The 24,400-nt window shown below is 70.8% G+C and carries 24 protein-coding genes; 12 read left to right on the top strand and 12 right to left on the bottom strand.

The window, feature by feature from the left end:
- Window positions 1-70 precede the first annotated feature (70 nt).
- The 6 genes from ACWGQ1_RS01400 to ACWGQ1_RS01375 all read left to right on the top strand — a co-directional run bounded on the left by ACWGQ1_RS01400 (window position 71) and on the right by ACWGQ1_RS01375 (window position 5,996).
- A complete protein-coding gene (locus ACWGQ1_RS01400) occupies window positions 71-1,108 on the top strand; it encodes an FUSC family protein (protein WP_136032684.1) in 1,038 nt (345 codons plus the stop codon).
- 19 nt (window positions 1,109-1,127) lie between these two features.
- The gene (locus ACWGQ1_RS01395; RefSeq protein WP_452312213.1) at window positions 1,128-1,796 is read left to right on the top strand and encodes a DNA alkylation repair protein; all 669 of its coding nucleotides are present in this window, start codon (window positions 1,128-1,130) and stop codon (window positions 1,794-1,796) included.
- A 140-nt stretch (window positions 1,797-1,936) separates the two neighbouring features.
- On the top strand, window positions 1,937-2,308 hold the full coding sequence (locus ACWGQ1_RS01390; RefSeq protein WP_136045494.1) for a roadblock/LC7 domain-containing protein: 372 nt from the start codon (window positions 1,937-1,939) through the stop codon (window positions 2,306-2,308).
- Between the two features lie 98 nt (window positions 2,309-2,406).
- Window positions 2,407-2,943 (top strand): GTP-binding protein, encoded by a 537-nt coding sequence (locus ACWGQ1_RS01385; protein WP_136045495.1) that lies wholly within the window; start codon window positions 2,407-2,409, stop codon window positions 2,941-2,943.
- Window positions 2,943-3,437, top strand: a complete 495-nt coding sequence (locus tag ACWGQ1_RS01380; RefSeq protein ID WP_136036683.1) for a roadblock/LC7 domain-containing protein — start codon at window positions 2,943-2,945, stop codon at window positions 3,435-3,437. Before ACWGQ1_RS01385 ends, ACWGQ1_RS01380 begins: the two co-directional genes overlap by 1 nt.
- Window positions 3,438-3,461: 24 nt before the next feature.
- Window positions 3,462-5,996: a DUF3516 domain-containing protein gene (locus ACWGQ1_RS01375; protein WP_452312212.1), complete on the top strand. Its 2,535-nt coding sequence runs from the start codon at window positions 3,462-3,464 to the stop codon at window positions 5,994-5,996.
- Window positions 5,997-6,018: 22 nt separating this feature from the next.
- Here the strand turns inward: ACWGQ1_RS01375 and ACWGQ1_RS01370 are convergent, their stop codons facing one another.
- The 9 genes from ACWGQ1_RS01370 to ACWGQ1_RS01330 form a co-directional block, all read right to left on the bottom strand.
- Window positions 6,019-6,408, bottom strand: a complete 390-nt coding sequence (locus tag ACWGQ1_RS01370; protein WP_452312211.1) for a VOC family protein — start codon at window positions 6,406-6,408, stop codon at window positions 6,019-6,021.
- A gap of 67 nt (window positions 6,409-6,475) precedes the next feature.
- Window positions 6,476-7,501 carry a LacI family DNA-binding transcriptional regulator gene (locus ACWGQ1_RS01365; protein ID WP_205814383.1) on the bottom strand — a complete coding sequence of 342 codons (1,026 nt, stop codon included), beginning with the start codon at window positions 7,499-7,501 and terminating at the stop codon, window positions 6,476-6,478.
- An 80-nt stretch (window positions 7,502-7,581) separates the two neighbouring features.
- Window positions 7,582-9,075, bottom strand: coding sequence for an aldehyde dehydrogenase family protein (locus tag ACWGQ1_RS01360; protein WP_206251955.1), 1,494 nt, complete (start codon window positions 9,073-9,075; stop codon window positions 7,582-7,584).
- A gap of 23 nt (window positions 9,076-9,098) precedes the next feature.
- Window positions 9,099-9,878 carry a glucose 1-dehydrogenase gene (locus ACWGQ1_RS01355; protein WP_136032667.1) on the bottom strand — a complete coding sequence of 260 codons (780 nt, stop codon included), beginning with the start codon at window positions 9,876-9,878 and terminating at the stop codon, window positions 9,099-9,101.
- Window positions 9,879-9,910: 32 nt separating this feature from the next.
- Window positions 9,911-10,900 carry an ABC transporter permease gene (locus tag ACWGQ1_RS01350; RefSeq protein ID WP_136032665.1) on the bottom strand — a complete coding sequence of 330 codons (990 nt, stop codon included), beginning with the start codon at window positions 10,898-10,900 and terminating at the stop codon, window positions 9,911-9,913.
- Window positions 10,897-11,883 carry an ABC transporter permease gene (locus tag ACWGQ1_RS01345; protein WP_168443130.1) on the bottom strand — a complete coding sequence of 329 codons (987 nt, stop codon included), beginning with the start codon at window positions 11,881-11,883 and terminating at the stop codon, window positions 10,897-10,899. The genes ACWGQ1_RS01350 and ACWGQ1_RS01345 overlap by 4 nt, the downstream gene beginning before the upstream one ends.
- The gene (locus tag ACWGQ1_RS01340) at window positions 11,880-13,439 is read right to left on the bottom strand and encodes a sugar ABC transporter ATP-binding protein (protein ID WP_136036687.1); all 1,560 of its coding nucleotides are present in this window, start codon (window positions 13,437-13,439) and stop codon (window positions 11,880-11,882) included. The genes ACWGQ1_RS01345 and ACWGQ1_RS01340 overlap by 4 nt, the downstream gene beginning before the upstream one ends.
- A 34-nt stretch (window positions 13,440-13,473) precedes the next feature.
- Window positions 13,474-14,535: an ABC transporter substrate-binding protein gene (locus ACWGQ1_RS01335; protein WP_205814384.1), complete on the bottom strand. Its 1,062-nt coding sequence runs from the start codon at window positions 14,533-14,535 to the stop codon at window positions 13,474-13,476.
- 54 nt (window positions 14,536-14,589) lie between these two features.
- Window positions 14,590-15,678: an enolase C-terminal domain-like protein gene (locus tag ACWGQ1_RS01330; protein WP_452312210.1), complete on the bottom strand. Its 1,089-nt coding sequence runs from the start codon at window positions 15,676-15,678 to the stop codon at window positions 14,590-14,592.
- Between the two features lie 145 nt (window positions 15,679-15,823).
- Here ACWGQ1_RS01330 and ACWGQ1_RS01325 point away from each other — a divergent pair, with 145 nt between their 5' ends.
- From ACWGQ1_RS01325 to ACWGQ1_RS01310, 4 genes are read left to right on the top strand one after another with little or no spacing between them, the layout of a single operon-like run.
- On the top strand, window positions 15,824-16,777 hold the full coding sequence (locus ACWGQ1_RS01325) for a C-terminal binding protein (RefSeq protein ID WP_136036689.1): 954 nt from the start codon (window positions 15,824-15,826) through the stop codon (window positions 16,775-16,777).
- Window positions 16,778-16,788: 11 nt separating this feature from the next.
- The gene (locus ACWGQ1_RS01320; RefSeq protein WP_136036690.1) at window positions 16,789-17,817 is read left to right on the top strand and encodes a zinc-dependent alcohol dehydrogenase; all 1,029 of its coding nucleotides are present in this window, start codon (window positions 16,789-16,791) and stop codon (window positions 17,815-17,817) included.
- On the top strand, window positions 17,814-18,572 hold the full coding sequence (locus ACWGQ1_RS01315) for an SDR family oxidoreductase (protein ID WP_136036691.1): 759 nt from the start codon (window positions 17,814-17,816) through the stop codon (window positions 18,570-18,572). The genes ACWGQ1_RS01320 and ACWGQ1_RS01315 overlap by 4 nt, the downstream gene beginning before the upstream one ends.
- Window positions 18,569-19,546 carry a sugar kinase gene (locus ACWGQ1_RS01310; protein WP_240745392.1) on the top strand — a complete coding sequence of 326 codons (978 nt, stop codon included), beginning with the start codon at window positions 18,569-18,571 and terminating at the stop codon, window positions 19,544-19,546. Before ACWGQ1_RS01315 ends, ACWGQ1_RS01310 begins: the two co-directional genes overlap by 4 nt.
- Window positions 19,547-19,552: 6 nt before the next feature.
- Here the strand turns inward: ACWGQ1_RS01310 and ACWGQ1_RS01305 are convergent, their stop codons facing one another.
- From ACWGQ1_RS01305 to ACWGQ1_RS01295, 3 genes are all read right to left on the bottom strand, one after another.
- Entirely contained in the window at window positions 19,553-20,503 is a 951-nt protein-coding gene (locus tag ACWGQ1_RS01305) for a D-alanine--D-alanine ligase (RefSeq protein WP_452312209.1), read from the bottom strand.
- Complete coding sequence (alr, locus tag ACWGQ1_RS01300) at window positions 20,500-21,546, bottom strand: alanine racemase (RefSeq protein ID WP_247638188.1); 1,047 nt, start codon at window positions 21,544-21,546, stop codon at window positions 20,500-20,502. Before alr ends, ACWGQ1_RS01305 begins: the two co-directional genes overlap by 4 nt.
- Window positions 21,547-21,878: 332 nt before the next feature.
- A complete protein-coding gene (locus ACWGQ1_RS01295) occupies window positions 21,879-22,544 on the bottom strand; it encodes a M15 family metallopeptidase (protein ID WP_136045217.1) in 666 nt (221 codons plus the stop codon).
- An 87-nt stretch (window positions 22,545-22,631) separates the two neighbouring features.
- Here ACWGQ1_RS01295 and ACWGQ1_RS01290 point away from each other — a divergent pair, with 87 nt between their 5' ends.
- Complete coding sequence (locus ACWGQ1_RS01290; protein WP_136033943.1) at window positions 22,632-23,303, top strand: response regulator transcription factor; 672 nt, start codon at window positions 22,632-22,634, stop codon at window positions 23,301-23,303.
- Window positions 23,304-23,313: 10 nt separating this feature from the next.
- Complete coding sequence (locus ACWGQ1_RS01285; RefSeq protein WP_136033940.1) at window positions 23,314-24,378, top strand: sensor histidine kinase; 1,065 nt, start codon at window positions 23,314-23,316, stop codon at window positions 24,376-24,378.
- The last annotated feature ends 22 nt before the right edge of the window (window positions 24,379-24,400 follow it).

Genomic DNA, 24,400 nt, shown 5'->3' with positions numbered 1-24,400 from the left:
CCACCCCGATGGACGGGCCCGTAGTCGGCGCGTATCATCCCGCGCCCGCGGGCGCACTAGCGTGGAGGCCATGCGCATCCCCGCCGCGATCCGCGCCTCCCAGCGGTCACCGCTGCTGCAGGTCGTGAAGTCGGCCGCGGCCACGATCGCGGCCTGGCTGATCGCGGGCTGGGCCTTCCCGGGGCAGCTGCCCGTGTTCGCGGCGATCGCGGCCCTGCTGGTGGTGCAGCCGAGCGTCAATCAGTCGCTGTCCAAGGCGCTGGAGCGCAGCATCGGCGTGATCGTGGGGGTGGTGATCGCCGTCGCGCTGGGGCTCCTCCTCGGCTCACCGAGCTGGATCGTGCTGCTCGCGATCGTGGTGGCGATGCTCGTCGCCTGGATCTTCCGGGCCTCGCCGGGCACCGGCAACCAGGTCGCGATCTCGGCGATGCTCGTGCTGGCCCTGGGGTCGTCGAGCCCGGAGTATGCGATCGCCCGCATCGCCGAGACGCTGATCGGCGTGGTGATCGGCATCGTGGTGAACGCCCTGATCGTGCCGCCCGTGCTGGTCGAGCCGGCACGGCGCGACGTCGGACTCCTCGGGCGCGAGCTCGCGGCGAGCCTGGACCGCCTCGCCGATGCTCTCCCCGAGCCGCAGACCCCCGCGCGGCTGCAGGAGCTCATGCTCGAGGTGCGGCTGCTCCGACCGATGAAGGATGCCGCCGAGGCCGCGATCGCCGCCGGGGAGGAGTCGCTCACCCTCAACCCGCGCCGCTCGACCCACCGGGCCGACCTGGCGGAACTGCGGCAGCTGCTCGACCGCCTGTCCCCCATCGTCACGCAGACCATCGGGATGACCCGCGCCTACTTCGACCACTACGACGACCGCCTCGGCGAGGAGCCGGCGGTGGCCGCGATCGCGGAGCAGCTGCGCCGGGCGGGGCACGACGTGCGGCTCGCGGTGCAGTCGTCCGCGCCGGCGCCCGAGCCCGAGGCGCTGACCTCGGCGATCCCGGCCCTCACGGCGCCGCTGGTGGTCCGTCCGCCGTCGTCGCAGCACTGGATCCTCGTCGGGTCGCTCATGGAGGACCTGCGGCGGATCCGCGGGGAGCTGCTCGACGAGGAGTGACCGCGCGTACCCTGTGAGCATGGCCGGTATGACCGTGGACGCCGCCGTGGCCGAGCTCGCGGCGCTCGAAGATCCGAAGCAGCGCGCGGCGAACGAGAAGCGCGGCGACGACCACGGCATCAACCTCAGCCGGATGCGCGCCCTGGCCAAGCGGATCGGGACCGACCAGGCGCTCGCGACCGCGCTGTGGGCGACCGGCGACACCGCCGCCCGGCTCTTGGCGATCCTGATCTGCCGGCCGCGGGACTTCACCGCCGACGAGCTCGACGCCCTGCTGCGCGACACGCGTCCACCGAAGGTCAACGACTGGTTCGTGAACTACGTCGTGAAGAAGTCGCCGCTCACGGAGGAGCTCCGCACCCGCTGGTTCGACGACCCGGATCCCACCGTGGCCGCGGCCGCCTGGTCGCTCACGACCGTGCGCGTCGCGAAAGAGCACGACGGGCTCGATCTCGACGCGCTGCTCGACCGCATCGAGAGCGACCTCGCCGACGCGCCGCCGCGCTTGCAGTGGGCGATGAACGAGACGCTCGCGACGATCGGCATCTTCCACCGGGAGCACCGCGCCAGGGCCATCGACATCGGCGAGCGCCTGCGGGTGCTGGCGGACTACCCCACCGCTCCCGGCTGCACCTCGCCGTTCGCTCCGCTGTGGATCGCCGAGATCGTGCGGCGCCGCGAGGGCTGACGCTCTGGCGCGGCGTGGCGGGACCCGGTTCGCATGGTGGCGGGTAACGTTATACACTTTTGTGATCGCGTGCACTCTGGGGGTGACCGCACTGGGCGGTCTCTGGTGCGCGCGGTGAAAACCACACACTGGGGAGAACCATGGCCACGCAAGATGAGCTGAACCAGCTGATCGACGACATCGCCCACGACATCAACGGCTTCATCGGCGCGTCGATCGTCGACCTGGAGTCGGGGCTGCCGATCACGTCGAGCTCGACCCGACCGGACTTCGATCTCGATGTCGCGAGCGCCTTCAACGCCGAGATCGTGAAGAACAAGAACCGCACCATCGAGGCGCTCGGGCTCGACGCCCACCTGGAGGACATGCTGCTCACGCTCGACACGCAGCTGCACCTCCTCAAGCTCATCGACGGCGGCATGTTCCTGTACATCGCGGCCGATCGGCAGGCGACCAACCTGGCGATGCTGCGCTCGTCGGTGAACCGCCACGTCACGGCGCTCGCCGCTTGACCGAGGAGGCCGTCGGGAGCGGCCTCGGAAGCTCGCGGCCACGCAGGGCACACTCCTCGGAGAAGCCGCTGAGGCGCTCTCGTTGGCGACGAGCAGACATGCCGACCCGATATCGCATGATCTTCGCGGGGCCCGTCGGCGCCGGCAAGACCACCGCGGTGCGCGCTTTGAGCGACGTGCCGCCGGTCGACACCGACGTGCCGATGAGCGCCACCGCGGCCCAGGGCGAGGACAAGACGACGACCACGGTCGGGCTCGACTTCGGCACGTGGCGGCCGACACCCGAGGTCTCGGTCGCGCTCATCGGCGTACCGGGGCAGCGCCGGTTCGCCGCAGCACGACCGAACGTGTCGCTGCCCGGCACCCGCATCCTGCTCTGGGTGCGGGGCGATCAGCCCACCATGACCTCCGACACGGCGGAGTGGTTGCGACTGTTCCCCGCCGAGCTGCATCGGCTGATCATCGTCGTCAGCCACAGCGACAACCGATCGATCGGCTCGATCCGTCGGGCTCTCGCCGACGTGCTGCAGCAGTACGCGGTGCCACCCTCGCGCGTGCTCGCGGCCGACGCCCGCGACCGCGACAGCGTGATGCGCGTCGCCAGCGCTGCGCTCGACCTTCCGGAGGAGAACTGATGAGACCACACGGTGACGCGGAGGCCGCTCCGCACGACCCGTCACGCATGCACCCCGACATCGCCGGCAACTGGGCGCTCTGGTCGGGCATCGTGAACCAGTCCGCCATCACCCGGCTGGAGCAGCTGAAGAGCCGCTTCCCCGAGCTGACCTCGGCCGTCCTCGGCACCGCCGACGGCCTGCACATCGCCTCGATCGGACTCGACCCGCAGTCGGGCGAGCACCTCGCGGCCATGAACGGTTCGCTGTTCGGCGTGGCCCGCGCCGAGGCGGAGATCATCTCGGGCGGTACCGAACCCACGCTGTCCGCGATCGTGTCGCTGTCGGTGGAAGACAGCCAGATGGCGCTGCTGAGCTTCATCCTCGCGCCGTACGGGCAGCTGCTGCTGTCGGTGTCGGCCGCGGAATCGCAGCTCGGCGCGGTCATCGTGCACGCGCGGTCCACGGCCTACGAGCTGCTGACCGCACTGGGCGTGACGGGAACGGGAGTCTGATGCAGATGCGATGATCGAGGGACCATGACTTCCCCGCCGCGGCTCGAGCCCGCCACCGTTCCCGACGCGGCCGATCCGGACGCCGTGTACCTGACGTTCGTGGAGTGGGTGGAGTCGACGGGCATCCGGCTCTACCCCGCCCAGGACGAGGCGCTCATCGAGATCGTCTCGGGGAACAACCTGATCCTCTCGACGCCCACCGGAACCGGCAAGTCGCTGGTTGCGGTGGGGGCGCACTTCGCCGCGCTCGTCGGCGACCGTCGGAGCTTCTACACGGCGCCGATCAAGGCGCTCGTGAGCGAGAAGTTCTTCGCCCTGGTCGACCTCTTCGGCGCCGAGAACGTCGGCATGATCACGGGCGACTCCTCGGTCAACGCGGACGCTCCCATCATCTGCTGCACCGCCGAGATCCTCGCCAACCTCGCCCTGCGGCACGGCAGCGACGCCGACGTGGGGCTGGTCGTGATGGATGAGTTCCACTTCTACGCCGACCCGGAGCGCGGGTGGGCGTGGCAGGTGCCGTTGCTGGAGCTGCCGCAGGCGCAGTTCGTGCTCATGTCGGCGACCCTCGGCGACGTGACCGCGCTCGCTGCCGACCTGACCCGACGCACGGGCAGGGAGACCGCGACGGTCACGGGTGTCGAGCGCCCGGTGCCGCTGCACTTCTTCTACGAGACGACGCCCATCCACGAGACGATCGACGACCTGCTCGCCACCGGGCAGGCGCCGGTCTACATCGTGCACTTCTCGCAGTCGGCGGCCATGGAGCGCGCCCAGGCGCTGTCGAGCACGAAGGTTGCGTCGCGCGAGCAGCGCGACGAGATCGCCGCCCTGATCGCCGAGTTCCGCTTCACCACGGCGTTCGGCAAGACGCTGTCGCGGTTCCTGCGCGCCGGGATCGGCGTGCATCATGCGGGCATGCTCCCGAAGTACCGCCGCCTGGTCGAGCAGCTCGCCCAGCGCGGGCTGCTGCGGGTGATCTGCGGCACCGACACGCTGGGGGTCGGCATCAACGTGCCCATCCGCACGGTGCTGCTGACGGCGCTGACGAAGTTCGACGGCACGCGGATGCGGCAGCTCAACGCGCGCGAGTTCCACCAGATCGCCGGGCGGGCGGGGCGTGCGGGCTTCGACACCGCGGGCACCGTCGTGGCCCAGGCCCCGGAGCACGAGACCGAGAACCTCGCCGCAATCCGCAAGGCCGGAGACGACCCGAAGAAGAAGCGGAAGATCATCCGCAAGAAGGCGCCCGACGGGTTCGTGTCGTGGGGCGAGCCGTCGTTCCGCAAGCTCATCGACGCGACACCCGAGACGCTGACCTCGCACATGCAGATCACCAGCGCCATGATGCTCAACGTGATCGCGCGCGGCGGCGACGTGTTCGCCCACATGCGCCGCCTGGTCTACGACAACCACGAGACCCGCGTCCGACAGCGGGAGCTGGCGCTCCGGGCGATCGGCATCTTCCGCACGCTGCGGGAGTCGGGAGTCGTGCAGCGCACCGCCGACGGCGACATCCGCCTCACGGTCGACCTGCCGCCGAACTTCGCCCTCAACCAGCCGCTGTCGCCGTTCGCCCTCGCCGCGTTCGACCTGCTCGACCCCGACCCGTCCGCGGGGACCGGCACGGGCTCGTACGCGCTCGACATGATCTCGATCGTGGAGTCGACGCTCGACGACCCGCGCGCCGTGCTCAGCCAGCAGGAGTTCCTCGCCCGCGGCGAGGCGGTCGCGGCGATGAAGGCGGAGGGGATCGAGTACGACGAGCGGATGGAGCTGCTGGAGCAGATCACCTACCCGCGCCCGCTCGACGAGCTGCTGGACGCCGCGTTCGAGACGTTCAGCGCCGCGCAGCCGTGGATCCGCGACTTCTCCCTCCGCCCCAAGTCGGTCGTGCGCGACATGTACGAGCGGGCCATGTCGTTCGGGGAATACGTCGCGTTCTACAAGATCGCCCGGTCGGAGGGCGTGGTGCTGCGCTACCTGTCCGACGCGTACCGCGCGGCATCGCAGACGATCCCCGAGGAGCGCAAGGACGAGGACCTCCGCGACCTCATCGCGTGGCTGGGCGAGCTCGTGCGCCAGATCGACTCCAGCCTGCTCGACGAGTGGACCGAGCTCGCGACGGGCACCGACAACGGCCGCTTCGACCCGCACGCGCCGGACGAGCCGATCGTGCCGCCCGCCCCGAAGCGCCTCACCGCCAACACCCGGGCGTTCCGCATCCTGGTGCGCAACGAGCTGTTCCGTCGCGTGCAGCTGGCCGCGCGGGAGGACGTGGCGGCGCTCGCCGAGCTCGACCCCGGCTTCGGCGCCGACGCCTGGTCGGACGCGCTCGACGGCTACTTCGCCGAGCACGACGAGATCCTGACCGGTGCCGACGCCCGCAGCTCCCGGCTGCTGCTGCTCACCGAGGGCCCGACGGCCTGGACCGCGCGGCAGATCCTCGACGACCCCGCGGGCGACCACGACTGGGGCATCAGCGCCACGATCGACCTCGCCGCCTCAGACGAGGCCGGCGAGGCGGTCGTCACCGTGACCGCGGTCGACCGGCTCTGAGCCGGCGCGGGCCCGACGGGCGTCAGGCCTGCATCACCGCGAGCACGTTGCCCGCCGGGTCGCGGAACCACGCGATGTCGGGCCCGCGTCCGTCGCCGCGCACGATCCCGCGGTCGTCCGAGGGGAACACGTCGTCGGGGTAGATCTTCGTGTCGACCCCCTTGGCGCGCAGCTCGTCGACCGCGGCATCCACATCAGCCACCGGGAAGTTCAGGATCGTGAAGCTCGCCGGCTCGTGGTTCGGTTTGTCGTACACGAGGATGCTGCCGCCGCTGGCGAGCCGCAGCTCGAGGAAGCCCATCGCATTCCGGGCGACCTCGAGCCTGAGGGTCTCGCCGTAGAACCGTTGCGCCGCGTCGAGGTCGTCGACACTGAAACCGCTGAACGCATCCTGCACCGTGAACGCCGTCATGTTCCCAGGATCCGCCGTCGCAGGACCCCTGTCGACCCCCTTCACGACGCAGCCCGCACCAGTCGCGTCACGAGATCGACGTGACCGAATCCCGTTCGACGATGCGGATGTGCGAGCCGAGCGTGACATCGCGCGGCGGCCCCCCGCGCAACTGCTGCACCAGCTCGTCGACCGCAGCGGTTCCGAGCTCTTGCAGTGGGAGTTCCAGGGTCGTCAGCGCCGGCGTCAGGTACGCCGCCATCGGCAGGTCGTCGTACGACAGCAGAGACACCTCGTGCGGAACCCGGCGCCCCAGGACCTGCAGGGATTTCAGGGCTCCGATCGACTGCGGCAGCGTGCCGGCGTAGATCGCGGTGATGTCGGGCCGCTCGCGCAGGATCTCCTCGACGGCGGCGTATCCGCCCGCCTCCGAGAAGTCGGCGTGGACCACGTGCGGTATCGGCGCATGCGACCGAGCGGCGGCCTCCAGGAACCCCCGTTCCCTGTCCCGTGCCGGGCTCAGCCCGCCGGGGCCCGAGATGTGCGCGACCGCGCGGTGGCCCAGGCCATGCAGGTACTCGTACGCGACCCGGCTCGCGAGTTCCAGGTCCACGGTGACATTGCGTCCGGAGTCCGGCACGGTGCGGTTGACGAACACGTGGGGGATCGCAGCGAGGCGGCCCGACTCGATGAGCGGGTGATCCTGTCGGGCACTCGCGATGAGCAGGCCATCCACGCGACCGGCGTCCACCAGGTCGGTGAAGTCGGCCCGCGCATCGGTCTCCTCATTGTCCTCGGCCAACAGCACCACGTAGCCGAGATCGTGCGCGCGCTGATAGGCGCCGCGGGCGATGCGGGCGTAGACGGGGTTCGTCAGGTCAGGGATCAGCAGCGACAGCGCACCGGTGGTCGATGCGGCGAGCGCTCGCGCCCCGGCGTGCGGAGAGTACTGCAGGCGCTCGGCAGCGTCGAGCACGCGCGCGCGGGTGCTGGGCCGCACATTCAGCGTCTCGTCACGGCTGAGGATCCGGGAGGCGACGGATTTGGTCACGCCGGCGAGTTCGGCGACGTCGATCAGACGGACTCGCCCGCGAGCTGGGGGTGAATCGGGCACGCGTCATCTTCTCATGCGGGCTGTGCCGGGCCCGGGGTCCCCGAACCCGGCACAGCGGTCTTGCGTCAGCTCGCCGGCGATCAGGCGTCGCGGCTGTAGTCGACGTACACGGTCTTGCGCTGGGTGTAGCGCTCGAAGCCGTGATGCCCGTCATCGCCGCCGAGACCCGACATCTTCCACCCCGTGTGGAAGCCCGACACCTCTTCCGGGCCCACCCGGTTGATGTACACCTCGCCGAACGCGAGTGCGTCCGTGGCGCGCAGGGCCGTGCGGATGTCGGTCGTGTATACGTAGGCGGTGAGACCGTACGGGGTGGAGTTGGCGAAGTCGAAGACCTCGTCCTCGTCGTCGAACGGCACGATCGGCAGCACCGGCCCGAACACCTCCTGCTGCACGATGTCCATCTCGTTCGTCACACCCGTCAAGACCGTCGGGGCGTACCAGAAGCCCGGATTCCCTTCGGACCCCGACGGCCGCCCGCCGCCGATCTCGAGCTTCGCACCGGCCGCCACCGCCGCCGCCACCATGTCGTCGACCTTCGCCCATTCCTCCGCCGACACCTTCGGGCCCATCTGCGAGTCCTCATCGAGCGGATCCCCCACCCGCAGGCCGCGGACCTTCTCGACGAGCCGAGCGACGAACTCGTCGAACACCGACCGGTGCACGTACGTGCGCTCGTTGCAGGTGCACACCTGACCGCAGTTCATGAACCGCGCCTCGAATGCGTCCTGCACGGCGCGTGGAAGGTCGGCGTCGCCGAACACGATGAAGGGGGCCTTGCCTCCCAGCTCGAGCGACACCGGGATGACCTTCTTCGCCGCGCGCTCGAGGATCTCGACCCCCGCCCTCGTGGACCCGGTGACCGTGATCATCGACGTGTCCGGGTGGTCGATCAGCGCCGTCCCCACGACGCTGCCGCGCCCCGTGAGCACGCTGAGGAGCCCGTCGGGAACGCCCGCGTCCTGACAGATCCGCGCGAGGGCGAGGGATGAGAGCGGAGTGACATCGCTCGGCTTGACGATGATGGCGTTGCCGGTCATCAGCGCGGGAGCCACCTTGCGAGCGAAGATCGCTGCCGGGAAGTTCCACGGGATGATCGCCACGACCACACCCAACGGCTCCTCGCGGATGATCAGCTGACGCTCCGCACTCGACGGTGTGACGACCTCGCCCTCCGTGCGGTACTTCTGGCTCATCGCAAAGTCGAAGAACGCCCGCACGCCCTGGATCTCTCCGCGCGCCTCGGTGATGGTCTTGCCCTGCTCGGCGACGACCAGCTGCGCCAGCTCTTCCGCGTTCTCCTCGACGCGTCGGATGATCTCGGCCAGGACGGCCGCGCGCGCGGTCGCCGGACGACGCGCCCAGTCGCGCTGCGCACGCACCGCGGCCGCGACCGCGGCATCGACGTGCGAGGCGTCGGCGGCGGGGACCTCGGCGAACACAGCACCGGTGGCGGGGTTGACGACCGGACGGGTGTCTTCTGCGTCGCGCCAGTCACCGCCGACCAGCATGCGCGGCGTGGTGCCGAGTAGGGTTCCTTCGCCCAGGAGCGGACGGGGAGTGATGGTGGACATGCGAGCTCCTCGAATCGAGACGATCAGTTGAAGTAGGTTCCGCCCTCGACGTTGAACGTCTGGCCGGTGATGTAGTCGGAGCCGGATCCTGCGAGGAACACCGCCATCGGCACGATGTCCGACGGCACGGAGGTGCGCCCGAGGGGGATGGTCTCACCGATGCCCTTGAACGTCTCGCCCTCGGCCTTGCCCGTGATCGCGCCGAACTGCTTGTCGACCTCCTTCCAGTAGGGAGTGTCGACGACACCGGGGGCGATCGCGTTCACATTCACGCCGTACGGCGCAAGGGCGAGCGCGACCGACTGCGTGACCGAGATCACCGTCGCCTTCGAGGCGCAGTAGGCGGTGACCAGGGCCTCACCGCGGCGACCCGCGACCGAGGCCATGTTGATGATCTTGCCGCTGCGCTGACGACGCATCGGTTCTGCCGCCGCCTGGGTGAGGAAGAACAGCCCCTTCACATTCACGGCGAAGATCCGGTCCCACTCCTCGGGCGTGGTGTCCCACACCGCCTTGATCAGGCCGATGCCGGCGTTGTTGACGAGCACGTCGAGGCGGCCGTGCTCCTCGACGACGTCGGCCACGAGCTGTGCGGACGCGGCAGGATCGGCCACGTTCAGAACTCGAGCGGAGGCACGTCCTCCGCTGGCCTCGATCTCGCGGACGACGGTCTCCGCGCCCTCCAGGTTGAGGTCGGCGATGACGACGTGGGCGCCTTCGGCGGCGTAACCGAGCGCCATGGCACGGCCCATACCCGAGGCGGCGCCGGTGATGAGTGCGATCTTGCTGTCGAGAGTCGACATGTGGGTTCCCTTTCTCGAAGGAGTGGTGGTGGTCAGTGTTCTCGTCGCCGGCTGAGGAGCGTCTGCACGATCATCGCCAGGACGAGGAACACGCCGGTGAACAGGTCCTGCACATAGGCGTTGAGCGAACCGAGCTGGTTGATGAGGTTGTCGATCATCGCGATGAGGAGCACGCCCGAGAGCGCGCCCAGCATGGTTCCGACCCCGCCGGTGAGCAGCACTCCGCCGATCACCGCCGCGGCGATGGACTTCAGCTCGTACGTCGACCCCAAGCTGGCGACGCCGGACGAGAGCCGCGAGGCCAGCAGCGCGCCAGCGAGCCCGGCCAGTGCACCGCTGATCGTGTACACCTGCACCTTCACGCGCGTCACGTTGACGCCCATCATCCGCGCAGCTTCCTCGTTGCCACCCAGGGCGAACATCCGCGACCCGAACGGGGTGCGGTTGAGAACCACGGCAGCGACCACGAACGCCAGCAGCAGGATCCAGACGAGGTTGGGCAGGCCCAGGGTGCTGCCGTTGGCGATCGACGTGAAGACGCCGGAATCGATCACGATGCTCGAATTCGCGAGGGCCACCGCGATGCCGTTCACCGCCAACAGTGCCGAGAGGGTGATGATGAAGGGCGCCATGCGGGCCTTGCCGACGAGGATGCCGTTGACGAGGCCCAGCACGGTTCCGGCGACGATGGGCGCGAGCAGAGCCGCCACCCACCCGGCCGGTGCCGCCAGCGCGGCGAGCACCGTGCCGAGGCCGATCATCGAACCCACCGAGAGGTCGATCCCGCCGGTGATGAGCACGAAGCTCTGCCCGATGGTGATCAGCCCGATGAAGCAGGCAGCGGTGACGATGTTTGCGGCGTTGTCGATCGTGCCGAACGACGGTGACACGAACGTCGCCACGATGCCGACCGCGACCAGCACGCCCACGATCCCGTAGCGCTGCATGCCGGATGCCCATCGCCCCGGGCCGTGCGACGACGCGCTCGTCCGTCGCGAGGGATCCTGCGCCAGGGCCGTCATCGTGCGTCCTTCCCAGCACGCTGCAGGAAGAGGGCGACCACGATGAGGACCGCCTTCAGTACCTGCGCGTACGCGAAATCGAGGTTGTTCATGATGAACGTGGTGTCGAGCACCTGGAGGAAGACCGCTGCGGCGACCGTGCCCCCGATGTTGATGCGACCGCCGACGAGCGGCGTGCCGCCGATCACCACGGCGGCGATCGCGGTCAGCTCCAGATGGATGCCGATGAAGCTGGGATCGGACGCCCCGATGCGCGCCGACACGAAAGCGCCGGCGAGACCGGCGAGACCGGCGCTGAGGGCGTAGATCGCGATGAGCGTGCGGTTGCGCGGCGTACCCGTGAGGTGGGCGGCCGCGCGGTTCGAGCCCGCGAAGAGCGCGTACCGTCCGAACGTCGTCTTCTTGACCAGCAGCCACATCGCCGCCGCCACGACGACCGCGATCAGTGCGACGGCAGGGATGCCGAACAGCACGGCATTGCCCAGCCACTCGAACAGGCCGTCGCCGGGCAGCGGGCTGCGCGCCCCACCCGAGAGGGCTTGAGCGAGGCCGCGGACGGCGACCAGCAGCCCGAGGCTGGTGATGAGCGGGTTGATGCGCAGGTAGGCGATCATGGTGCCGTTGAGCACACCCAGAGCCGCTGCGACCAGAACTCCCGTCAGCAGCGCCACCACCTCGCCGTACCCGAGATACAGCGCGATCATCGCGGACGACAGCGACATCACCGACCCGACCGACAGGTCGATCCCCCCGGTTCCGATAGCGAGTGTCTGGCCGACCGCGATCAGCACGATCGGAGCGACGGCGAACAGCACGTTCTGCAGGGTGGCGACGGTCGCGAAGCCGGAGGTGGCCACCAGGTTGTAGACGATGAGCACCACCAGCGCGATGTAGACGGTCGAGGTGCGCGCGAAGTGCGCGAGCTTCTCCCGGGGTGTGCGCTCGGGGATCACCACCGACGTGGTCGTGGTCGTAACGCTCACGGGTTCCCTCCCGTCGTCGTCAGAGAGCCGGCAGAGGCGGCCGAGAGCAGACCGACGACATCGGCCGGATCGACGGCGAGCGGATCGAGCTCGCCCACCACCGCTCCCTCGCTCAGCACGACGAGCCGGTCGCACAGGGCGAGCAGCTCCTCCGTCTCACTGGAGGTGACCAGCACACCGATACCCCGTTCGGCCAGGGAACGCACCACCCGGTGCACCTCGGCCTTCGCGCCGACATCGATCCCGCGGGTGGGGTCGTCGAGCAGCACGACCTTGGGCTCGGTGGCGATCCACCGCGCCAGCAGCACCTTCTGCTGGTTGCCGCCGGACAGCTCGGAGATCGGCTGCTCCACACCCGCGGCCTTGAGTCGCAGCTCGTCGGCGAACCGGGACACCAGGGCGCTCTGCTCCCGTGGTCGCACCACACCGAAAGTCGACAGTCGGCCGAGGACCGCCGCGGTCAGGTTCTCGCGCACACTCAGTCCGGGGAAGATGCCCTCGTGGCGCCGATCCTCTGAGAGGTAGGCGATCCCGGCTCGCAAGGAGCGGGCAGGAGAGGACCGCGTGAGCGCTGTCCCCTCGAGTCGGATCGTGCCCCCGTCCGGGCGGATCGCCCCGTACACGGCTTTGCAGATCTCCGTCCGCCCGGACCCCAGCAGACCGAGCAGTCCGACGATCTCGCCACGGCGCACGGCGAACGACACGTCGTGGAGGCGATTGCCCCACGTGAGCCCCTCGACGTCGAGCACGGTGTCCCCGTCGTCGAGCGCGGCCATTCGCTCCCGGTGCTGCGCCGGGTCGCGCTGGGTGTCGTTGAGGGCGATGCCCCCGAGCATGGCGGCCACGAGCTCGGCCGGAGGCAGCTGCGCCGGGGTGCTCTCGAGGACGAAGCGCCCGTCGCGGAGCACCGTGAAGCGGTCGCACAGCTCATACAACTCGGACATGCGGTGGCTGACGAGCATGATCGCCAGCCCCTCGTCCCGCAGCTGCCGGACGACGCCGAACAGGATGTCGATCTCGGTGCCGTTGAGCGCCGACGTGGGTTCGTCGAGGATCACCGCCCTCGCCTCGAAGGCCACCGCGCGTACGATCGCGACCATCTGCTGCATCCCCAACGACAGCGACGACAGCGTCGCCCTGGCCGAGATCCCCAGACCGAACCGGTCGAGGATCGCCTGAGCCTCGGCGACGGCAGCCCGCTTGCGCAGGAACCCCGCCCGCCGCGGCTCGCGACCGAGGAGGATGTTCTCCGCCACCGTGCGCTCCGGGATCAGGTTCACCTCCTGATAGACGGTGCTGATGCCCGCAGCCTGGGAGTCCTTGGGTCGTTGGAACCGTACGGGACGACCGTCGAGCAGAACCTCGCCGCCGTCCTGCTGGTAGAACCCGGTGATGATCTTGATGAGCGTGGACTTTCCGGCGCCGTTCTCGCCGTTGAGCCCGTGCACCTCGCCGGCCCGGAGCGTCAGCGACGCTCCCTTGAGCGCGCGGACGCCGTTGAAGCTCTTCGTGATGTCGCGGGCTTCGAGGATCACGTTCGTCTCGGGCGATGTCATGCGCCCGTCCTCTCGCGCAGTGTCATGGCGGGGCTCAGTACGCTCGTCCGGAGTCGAGCGCGTCTTGGGCATTCTTCTTCGTGTAGAGCTCGTCCTTCATGATGATCTTCTGCGACACCGGGTCTCCGGCGAACCAGTCCTTCAGCAGGTCCAGCGCGGCGGGTCCGAACCGGGGGTTCGTCTCGACGATCGCGGCGATGTCGCCCGAGGCGACGTGCTTCACCGCGTCCTTCGTGCCGTCGATCGACACCACGGTGACGTCGGCGCCCGGCGTGAGTCCGGCCTGCGAGATGGCCGTCAGAGCGCCCAGCGCCATGGTGTCGCTGTGCGTATAGACCGCGTTGATGTCGGGGTTGGACGACAACAGCTGCGCCAGGACCTCCTGCGCCTCACTGGTCGCCCAGTTGCCGGTCTGCTGGGCGACCACGTCGATTCCGGAGGCGTCCTTGGTCGCTGCGGCGAACCCCTTGGTGCGCAACGTCGCCACGTCGCTCCCCGGGGCGCCCTGGATCTCGGCGACCACGCCCTTGCCGCCCAGGGCGTCGATCATCGCCTCACCCGCGCGCTGCCCCTGCTTCTCGAAGTCGGAGCCCATGAATGAAATGAAGTCGGTGCAGGGCTGGCCCGCGGTTTCGCGGTCGATCGTGATGACCGGAATGCCCTTGGCCTTGGCTGCCTCGAACGCGCTCTGCAGGCCCGTGGCGCTGATGGGCGCCACGATCAGTGCGTCCACGCCCTGGTTGATCATCGACTGGATGTCGCTGAGCTGCTTGGCCTGGTCGCTGTTGGCGTTCGTGTAGACGAATTCCGACCCGGCGTCTTCGACGGACTGCCGCACCGACGCGGTCTCGGTCGCTCGGAACGGGTTCTGCTCGTTCTCCGACTGCGAGAAGCCGATCTTCAGCTCCGACAGCTTCTTGTCGGATGGCTTCGGGTTGACGCAGGTGGCTTCCGAGCTGCTCTCGACGACCTGCTCGGTACCCTTGCCGTTCGCCGCCGCACCGCCGCCGTCGTCGAGCGGCTTCGCGCAGCCGCTGACCGCGATGAGCATTCCGGCAGCCAGGGCGGCCGCCGTGATGATGCGCGTGGATCTCATGACATCTCCTTTGATTTCTGATGGACAGCCGTCTGCTGTGGCGGCGGCCGAGGGTCAGGCTCGCAGCGATGCAAGCCGGTCGAAGTCGAGGTCGAGGCCGTGACCCGGCCGATCCGGCGCGGTCACGACGCCGTCGACGATCGGCATGGTCTCTGCGAGGTACGGCTCGAGGCTGAAGCCGTGCGCCTCCATGTAGGTGCGATTCGGTGCCGCGGCGAGGCAGTGCACGGTGAGGTCGTGCACCCCGTGGCTGGTCACCGGCAGGTTGTGCGCCTCGGCGAGCGCCGCGATCTTGCGGAACACGGTCATGCCTCCGCAGTTGCTCACGTCGGGCTCGGGGTACGTGACGGCCTCGGCCTCGATCGCGGCGCGGAACTCGTACAGGGTGTGCAGGTTCTCCCCGGCGGCGATGGGCAGACCTCCAGTGGCCAGCACTCGAGCCTGGCCGCGCAGGTCGTCGGGGATCACCGGCTCCTCCAGCCACACCAGGTCGAAGGCGCGCAGCTCACGGGCGGCCGCGATGGCCTGATCCGCCGACCAGCGCATGTTCGCGTCGACCATGAGCGGGAAGCAGTCGCCGAGGTGCTCGCGCATCGCGGCGACACGTGCGACGTCCTCGCGCAGGTCGGGACGACCGACCTTCATCTTGATCGCACGGAAGCCCTGGGCACGGAACCTGTCGGCCTGGGCGAGCAGCTGCTCGGTACTGAACTGCAGGTCGATGCCACCGGCATAGACGGGCACGCGCGGGTCGAAGCCGCCGAAGACGCGCCAGAGGGGCTGGCCCATCCGGCGGGCCTTCAGATCCCACAGCGCGATGTCGACCGCGGAGATCGCCGAGGTGACGTGCCCGCCGCGACCCGCGTAGTGCAGGTGCCACCACATCTTCTGCCACAGCGCCTCGATCAGATCGGCGTCCTCACCGCGGAGGATGTCGCCGAGGTAGGGGTCGATCATCCGCGCGACGGCGTCGCCTCCCGCGTTGACCGTGTAGGTGTACCCCATTCCGGTAGCGCCATCGGCATCGGTGATCCGCACGACGATGAGCTCGAAGTCGAGCATGTCGCCGTGCGTGCTGTCCGACAGAGCGGTCGCCAGCGGCACCCGGTACAGGTCGGTACGAACGTTCGTGATCTTCGCCATTGATGAGTGCTCCGAATCGAGGAGTCCTGCGGACCCCGCTAGAAAACCGATTTCCTAACCATACACAGATCGGCTACTGTTGCCAACCATCCGGTTCGCCGCACGGGAGCGGACGGTGTCATCGCCACGAAGGAGAGGACGACGCATGCGGATCGTCATCACGGATTGCGACCACGATGCGATCGCGGAGGAGACCGCCGTCGCCGCCGCGCACGGGATCGCGCTGGAGCTGTTCCAGTGCCGCACGGAAGACGAGGTGATCGCCGCAGCAGCCGGTGCGGACGCGATCCTCGTGCAGTACGCCCCCATCACGGCGCGCGTCCTCGACGCGCTCCCGCAGCTGCGAGCGATCGGTCGGTACGGGGTCGGTGTCGACACGGTCGACGTGGTGGCGGCGACAGCGCGCGGTGTCGCGGTGTGCAATGTGCCCGACTACGGGACCGAGGACGTGTCGGATCACGCGATCGCGCTCGCCCTGTCCCTCGTGCGGGGGGTGACCGAGCTGGACCGCCGGACCCGCGCCGGCACCTACGCCCTCAGCGGTGTGAAGCCCCTGCACCGCATCTCGGCCCTGACCTTCGGCGTGGTGGGAGTCGGCCGCATCGGTGCCGCCACCGCGCGCAAGGCCGCCGCTCTCGGCTTCGCCGTCGTCGGCCACGACCCCCGCACCGAGGCATCGGGCGGAGGGGTGACGCTCGTCGGGCTCGACGAGCTGCTCGCGACAGCCGATGTCGTGTCGCTGCACGTGCCGCTCGACGAACGCACCCGTCACCTCATCGACGACGACGCGCTGCAGCGAATGAAGCCGGGAGCGATGCTGGTGAACACCTGCCGCGGCGGGGTGGTCGACACGGCAGCGCTCGTGCGAGCCCTCGGCGACGGCCGCATCAAGTCGGCCGCGCTGGACGTCTTCGAGGAAGAGCCGCTCCCGCCCACCAGCGCGCTGCTGCAACTGCCGTCCGTCGTGGTCACGCCGCACACCGCCTGGTACAGCGAGGAGTCCGAGGCCGAACTGAAGAGGCGGACGATCGAGAACGTGGTGGAGTTCTGCGCCGGACGCGCACCGCGCGACCTGCTGAACCCGGAGGTGAGCAAGTGAACGGAAACTCCATGAGAGCCGCGATCTGGGAGGGCCCGGATCTCGTCCGCATCGCCGACGCCCCGCGCCCCGCTCTCCGCGCGGGCGAGTCGCTGGTGCACGTCGAGCTGACCGGCCTGTGCGGCACCGACTTCTCGATCCTGCACGGCACTCATCCGCGCGCCGCGGCCCCCCTGATCCCGGGACACGAGGTCACCGGTCGGGTCGTGAGCGGTGACGACCCCGAGCTGCACGGGCGTCGGGTGGCGGTGCTTCCGCTCCTCAGCTGCGGCACGTGCACCCCCTGCCGCGACGGCCTCGCGCACGTCTGTGAACGGCTCGGCCTGTACGGGATCGACGAGCCCGGCGGGCTCGCGGAGTTCGCCGCCTTCCCGCACGACCGGCTTTTCCCGGTCGACGACGCGGTGCCGGTGCGGACCGCGGCGCTCATCGAGCCGCTCGCCGTCGCGGTGCACGCGGTCCGGCGGTCGCGGCTGACCGGAGGAGAGACGGTCGCGGTGTTCGGAGCCGGTCCGATCGGCATCCTCACCGCGCTCGTCGCGCAGCACTATGGCGCCCGACGAATCCTGGTCGTCGAGCCGGGCGATGACCGACGCGCCCTGGCCGAGACGCTCGGTTTCGAGACGCTGCCCGCGACGGACGATGCAGCGGAGGCTATCCGGGCGGCCATCCCCGGCGGCGCGCGCATCGTCTTCGACTCCGCCGCCCACCCCTCGGTCGCCCGGCAGTTGCCGCGTGCGGCCGCGGTGCGGGGCACGATCGTGCTGGTCGGCGTCTACAAGAAACCGGTCGAGCTCGACCTGCAGGCGGTGACCTTCACCGAGCAGACGCTCGTCGGGGTGCGGGTGTACACGACCGCGGACTTCCGCGATGCCGTGGGCCTCGTGGAGAGCGACGCCCTCGGTCTGGAGCGTCTGCCGGTCTCGGTGTATGACCTGGCCGAGACCACGCAGGCGTTCGCGGAGGCCACCTCGGCGGGCGCCGCCCTCAAGGTCCTCGTCGCTCTAGACACCGTGGCGGCGGCGGAGGCCCAGCGATGAGCGCCGCGCCGTTCCGGCTCGACGGACGTACGGCGGTCGTCACTGGAGCATCGCGCGGGATCGGTGCCGCGGTGGCGGAAGGACTGCTGCGTGCCGGTGCCGATGTCATCACGATGCAGCGCGGCGCCCATGCCGCGCACCTCGAGGACGTCGCGAGGGAGTGCAGCGTCTCCCTGTCGGCGGTCGCGGTGGACCTTGCCTCCGTCGACTCGATCGATCGCGCCTGCGACGAGGTGCTGGCACGGGGAACGGTCGACGTGCTCGTCAACAACGCGGGCATCCAGGCGCGGCACGCCGCCGAGGCCTTCCCGCTGGACGAGTTCGAGGCGGTGCTCGCCGTGAACACCCGCGCCGCCTTCCGGCTCGCACAGCGCTTCGGCGCGGTCATGCTGGAGCGGGGTTCCGGGCGGGTGGTGAACATGGCCTCGCTGCTGAGCTTCCAGGGCGGGCTGCGCGTGGCCGCCTACGCCGCGTCGAAGGGTGCCGTGGCGCAGCTCACCAAGGCGCTGTGCAACGAGTGGGCGGCCCGCGGCGTCAACGTCAACGCGGTCGCGCCGGGCTACATCGCGACCGACATGAACGAGGCGCTGCTCGACGACGGCGTCCGTCGGACCCAGATCCTGGAACGGATCCCGGCCGGGCGCTGGGGCAACCCGGACGACCTCGCGGGCGCGGTCGTGTTCCTCGCCTCCGATGCGGCGGCCTATGTGCACGGTGTCGTGCTGCCCGTCGACGGCGGCTGGCTCGCCCGGTGAGCGGCCCGGAGCTGGGCGCCACGGTGCCTGCGGTCGGCGTCGTCACGCTGGGTGAGACCCTCGTGCTGTTCCGCTCCACGGGCGTCGGGCCGCTGGCCCACAACACCGACTTCACGCTGAGCGTGGGCGGAGCCGAGAGCAACGTCGCCATCGCCGTGACACGGCTGGGCGGCACGGCGGCGTGGTGCGGGCGCGTCGGTGACGATGCCTTCGGCGAGCTCATCCTCCGGGAACTGCGGGCAGAGGGCGTCCGCGTACACACCGTCGTCGACGCCGCAGCCCCCACGGCTCACATGGTGCGGATCGCCCGCACTCCGGTGCTGGCTCAGGTGACCTATGCCCGCGCGGGCAGCGCGGGCTCCCGGCTCGGTCGGACGGACGTGCCCCAGGAGGTGCTGCGCGCTGCACGGATCTTGCACGTGACCGGAATCACAGCCGCGCTGTCGACGACCGCCCTCGACGCCGTGGTCGGCACGATCGCCGACGCCCGCGCCCATGGGGTGACCGTGTCGTTCGACGTGAACCATCGCGCCGCCCTCTGGGACGCCGCCACGGCACGCGCGGTGTACCGACGGCTGCTGCCCGAGGTCGACATCGTCTTCGCGGGCGCCGACGAGGCACAACTCGTGCTCGACCAGGACGCGGAGCCGGAGCAGCTGGCGCGGCGGCTCGCGGACCTCGGGCCCCAGCAGGCGGTGGTGAAGCTCGGCGCTGAGGGATGCCTGGCCGTGATCGACGGCGAGCGGCATACGGCACCGGGCATAGCCATCGAGCCGGTCGACACCGTCGGCGCAGGTGACGCGTTCGTCGGCGGCTACCTCGCCGAACTCGCGGCGGGGCGAGAGCCGGCCGAGCGCCTGGCGACTGCGAACGCCGCCGGAGCGTTCGCCTGCCTCAGCCCCGGCGACTGGGAGGGGCTCCCGCGCCGATCCGAGCTCGGACTGCTCTCGGCGACGGAACCCGTCATCCGCTGACCCCCTTCACGACGCAGCCCGCACCAGTCGCGTCACGAGATCGACGTAGGGCACGCCCGCGGCGGCGAACATGCGCGGCACCTGTGACGCCGCGGTCATGCCCGGCATGGTGTTGACCTCGTTCAGCACGGGCCCCCGCTCCGTGAGGAAGAAGTCCATGCGGGCCACGCCGTCGCAGCCGAGGGCGTCGAACACGGCCACCGCCGCCCGCTGCAGGGCGCTCGTCTGCGCGGGATCCAGCTGCGCGGGAACCGTGAAGCGGGCGGAGCCGTCGTACTTGGTCGCGGTGTCGAACAGTCCGGGCGCATGGATCTCCAGGGGCGGGGCCGCCCACCGCACGCCGCCTCTCTCGCGGATCACGGCCACGTCCACCTCCCGGCCGCGCACGACTTCCTCGACGAGGATCCGCCGGTCGAAGCGCGCGGCCTCCCGCAGTGCCCCCAGCAGCTCGCCCTCCGCCGACACCAGGCTCACACCGTGGCTCGACCCGGCCGAGACGGGTTTCACCACCACGGGCTCGTCGAACTCCGCGTCGCCGAGGTCGGCCGCCGCCACCAGTCGCCCCCGCGCGGTGCCGATGCCGACCGCCTGGGCCACGAGCTTCGTGGTCCACTTGTCCATGCCGATCGCGCCCGCCCGCAGCCCGGAGCCGACCACGCGCACCCCGGCGAGTGCGCACAGGGCCGCGAGCGCACCGTCCTCCCCGAGCACCCCGTGCACGGCGGGGAACACGACGTCGACCGTGGCCAGGAGCCCGAGCGCCTGCTGCAGCGACTCCGCCGCGCTGCCGGCCGTGGGCAGCGCGTCGGACCGCCACACGCCGTCGCGGCCGATGGTCGCGCACACCACCTCGTGGTCGCCGAGTCGCAGCGCTGCGGCGACCGCGGCCGCCGACGCCAGCGACACGTCGTGCTCGGAGTTCTGCCCCCCGCCGATCACCAGCACCCTGGTCGTCATGCGATCCCCCTCTCCACGCGCGGGCCGATGCCGGTGACGATGGTGTGCGGGATGGTGCCCGCCCACCTCGCCCAGTCCTGCACCGACGGCACCGCGCCGCCCTCCGGTCCGAACACGGTCGCGACGGCCCCGCGCGGCACCGCGGTCGCTCCCGTGTCGATCACGATCTGGTCCATCGACACCCGCCCGACGACGGGGTGCCTGCCGCCGTCGAGCTCCACGCCAGCACCGGGCGCGAGCTCGCGCGGGATGCCGTCGGCGTATCCGACGCCCACGACCGCGAGGTGGGTCGCCCGATCCGTCACGTGCGCGCCGCCGTACCCGACCGCGGTGCCCGCCGGCACGAACGCGCTGTGCACCACCGCGGCGGTGAACCGCGCCGCGCCGGTCAGCACGGTGGTGAGCGATGGATCGATGCCGACGAGCCCGGCCCCCACGCGCACCAGGTCGAAGTGCGTCGCCGGATCGGTCAGCGCGCCGGAGGTCGCGGCGAGGTGCACGAGCACCGGACCGAAGCCGGCGCGGAGCACCGCGTCGCGGCCGTGCCGCATCCGCAGCACCGCCGCGGCGTTGGCGGCCGGATCGGCCTCATCCGCGCGCGGCAGATGCCCCATCACCCCGACCACCTCGACGCGGCCGCGCGCCGCCCTGGCCAGCCGCAGCAGCTCCGGCCAGTCGGCGAGCGGGCAGCCCCCTCGCGCCATCCCGGTGTCGAGGTGCAGGTGCACCCGCACCGGGGCGACCGCGTCCGCGATCAGCGCCCGCAGCTCGTCGACGGAGCCCACCGCCACGTCGATCCGGTCGAGCGCGGCCGCGACCGCGTCGATCCCGCCCGGGTTCAGCCACGACAGGATCGGGACGGCCAGGCCGGCCGCTCGCAGCGCACGGCCCTCGGCGACGTCGGTCACCCCGAGCCACGTCGCACCCGCGGCGACGGCAGCCTCGGCGACCGCGACCGCCCCGTGCCCGTAGCCGTCGGCCTTGACCACGGCCATGATCTGCGCGGACGTCGACTGCCGCACGCGCGACACGTTCTGCGCCACGGCCTCCGGGAGCGTACACAACCGCGGGCGCGAGAGGCGGGACGGCGGCGTGGAACGGACACCGGAGGGGACGGAGACGGGCGCGGCATCGCGCCTGGGCCGGGCAGGCGCAGGGCGGACGGGCGCGGGATGGGCGAGCGCAGGAACGGCCGGCGCGACTGCGACAGACGCGGACGCGACAGACGCGGGCGCGACGGACGCGGGCGCGACAGACGCGGGCGCGACAGACGCGGACGCGACAGACGCGGATGCGACGGACGCGGGCGCGACAGACGCGGGCGCGGAAGCAGGGGCGACGGCGGAGTCGCGCAGGCCCCGGGCCGTCACCCGCGTCACGAGCGCATCCTCGGGTCTTCGGTGGGATCGGCATACATCTGCGGGCAGCCGTCCGCCGCAGCGTCGGGGCGCAGCTCGTAGTGCCAGGACTCGTTCGCATAGGTCTGGCACAGGCCGTAGCGCCAGCCGCGCTGCGCCAGCCAGTCGAGCGCGGGCAGTGGCCCCAGGTCGACCGCGTCACCGGACACGTGCGCGGAGGTCTGCGGCGTCGCGACCCAGCGGCGCGCCTCCGCCTCCGAGCCGTACTCGGCGATCGCGTCCTGCAGCATCCGCTCCTGCAGCTCGGCGGAACGCCAGCCGCTGTTCACGCGGAACCCGACGCCGTCGACCTCGGCATCGCTCGCGGCCCGCTGCAGGGCGGCGAGCAGGTCGGGGTCGAGGTTGCCGACGCTCGGCCGCTCCACGTCGAACACGGTCGGCTGGTCACCGTCGGCGATCGTGCCGTCCGCATCGCCGTGGTCGGTCCCCGCGCCGCCGGAAGACAGATCGGGGAACGGGGTCGGCGCCGGAGACGGGACGGTCCGTCCGGCGTCGGCGGAGGCGGCGGCCAGCGACTGCTGCACCGCGAGCGCGCCGAGGACGACGAGGGCCAGCGCCAGCAGCGCCGCACCGAGACGACGGCGACGCGACCGCGGTGGTCGGGGGTTCGTGCGGGTGTTCATGGTTCCAGTGAAGGAAGCGCGCGGTTGCGAGGGCGTATGCGCTTTTGCATACGTTCGCGATATACCGCGGTGCGTAGGATCACAGCCATGCGTGTGCTGATCGTCGAGGACGAGCCCTACCTCGCCGAGGCCGTCCGCGACGGGCTGCGCCTGGAGGCCATCGCGGCCGACATCGCGGGCGACGGCGACACCGCTCTGGAACTGTTGAGCATCAACTCGTACGACATCGCCGTGCTCGACCGCGACGTGCCCGGCCCCTCCGGCGACGACATCGCGCGGTGGATCGTCGCGTCCGGCAGCGGCATCCCGATCCTCATGCTCACCGCCGCCGACCGGCTCGACGACAAGGCCACCGGATTCGAGATCGGCGCGGACGACTACCTCACCAAGCCGTTCGAGCTGCGGGAGCTGGTGCTGCGCCTGCGGGCCCTCGACCGGCGCCGCCAGCGCTCCCGGCCGCCCGTGCTCGAGGTCGCTGGCCTCCGGCTCGACCCGTTCCGCCGCGAGGTGTACCGCGACGACCGGTACGTGGCCCTCACCCGCAAGCAGTTCGCGGTGCTCGAGGTGCTCGTCGACGCACAGGGCGGCGTGGTCAGCGCCGAGGAGCTGCTGGAGCGCGCGTGGGACGAGAACGCGGACCCGTTCACGAACGCCGTGCGCATCACGGTGTCGTCGCTGCGCAAGCGTCTGGGCGAGCCCGGCATCATCCGCACCGTTCCCGGCGTGGGGTACCGGATCGAGGCGGACGCTGATGCCTAGGCGCCGGGGGATGAGCGCCCGGCTGAAGCTGACCCTCAGCTACGCCGGGATCGTCGTGGTGTCCGGGGTGCTGCTGCTCGCGGCCGTCGCGCTGTACCTGCTGCGGTACATCCCCGACGTGCAGATCATCGCCGACATCCGCGTGCCCAACCGCTCCGACCTCATCCGCGCGTTCGTGCCGGTGGCGATCGCGGTCATGGTCGCCCTGCTCGCGATCGGGCTCGGCGGCGGCTGGCTGCTCGCCGGACGCATGCTGGCGCCCCTCGAACGCATCAGCGACGCCGCCCGCCTCGCCGCCCAGGGGTCGCTGTCGCATCGGGTGCGCCTGGAGGGGCCGCGCGACGAGTTCCGCGACCTCGCCGACGTGTTCGACGGCATGCTCGAGCAGCTCGAGGCGCACGTGGCCGAGCAGCAGCGGTTCGCGGCGAACGCCTCGCACGAACTGCGCACGCCCCTCGCGATCTCGCAGACGCTGCTCGAGGTCGCCCGCGACGACCCCGACCGCGACGCGGAGGAGCTGATCGCCCGCCTGCGCGAGGTGAACACGCGCGCGATCGCGCTGACCGAGGCGCTGCTGCTGCTCAGCCGTGCGGAGCAGCGCACGTTCCCGCGGCAGCTGGTCGACCTGTCGCTGCTGGCCGAGGAGGCGGTGGAGGCGCTGCTGCCCCTGGCCGACCGCCGCGGGGTCGCGGTCGAGGTGGGTGGGGCCGCCGCGCCGATGCTCGGGTCGTCCGCCCTGCTGCCCCAGCTCGTCACGAACCTGGTGCTCAACGCGATCGTGCACAACCTGCCCAGCGGCGGGGCGGTGGCCGTGCGCACGCACATGATGCCGCAGGCCGTCGCGCTCGTCGTGGAGAACACGGGCGAGCGCCTGTCGGAGCACCGGATCGCGACGCTGGTGGAGCCGTTCCAGCGCGGGTCCGAGCGTACTCGCGACGACCACGCCGGTGCGGGGCTCGGGCTGGCGATCGTGCAGCGCATCACCGAGACGCACGGCGGCACCCTGGTGCTGACGCCGCGCGCGGAGGGCGGCCTCGTCGTGACGGTGTGGTTCCCCCTCCCGTACCCGCGCTGACCGCCGGGCCGCGGCGATCTCG

It is taken from the genome of Microbacterium sp. NPDC055599 (genome assembly GCF_053618975.1).
This window is presented reverse-complemented; position numbering and strand designations above follow the sequence as displayed.